The sequence below is a fragment of the Halorubrum sp. SP3 genome (assembly GCF_005435195.1).
GTDB lineage: Archaea > Halobacteriota > Halobacteria > Halobacteriales > Haloferacaceae > Halorubrum > Halorubrum sodomense.
Map to the genome: position 1 here is coordinate 563 of NZ_SGTU01000097.1, position 407 is coordinate 969.

General features: G+C 53.6%; 1 protein-coding gene. It reads left to right on the top strand.

The features are described 5' to 3' along the window. Positions 1-202 (top strand): hypothetical protein (locus tag EXE42_RS19660; RefSeq protein ID WP_206750732.1); only part of this gene is annotated, 202 nt, incomplete at its 5' end. Positions 203-407 lie beyond the last annotated feature (205 nt).

Consider the following 407-nt stretch of genomic DNA (forward strand, 5'->3'; position numbering starts at 1 on the left):
CGTCCACATCACACGCATTGATCCCGACGAGTTTGAACGGACACACGGGTTCCAGCATCACGCATACCCGTCCCAAGAGTTAGCGCCTAACGTTGACACCTACTACGGGATTGGCGATCATCACAAATGTGTATATAGACTTACCGAGTACCAATGTCAGGAAATCGCTGTTGATCCTGTGACGGGTGAAGACGTAACATAGTGTTGCCACTACGCGGGCAGTTGTAACAGAAAACGAAACTACTTCTAAAAAGAGATTCGCCCTGTGTTACAGGGTACTGAGGTCGAACGTGTACTCCGTCCCGACACCGTTGGGGCGTCGGTCCTCGTCTTCGTCGTAGACGGGTTCGTACCCGCCAGCGAGTCGCGGACGCTTGGAGTTGGCGTACGTGCCGTGGTTCCACGAT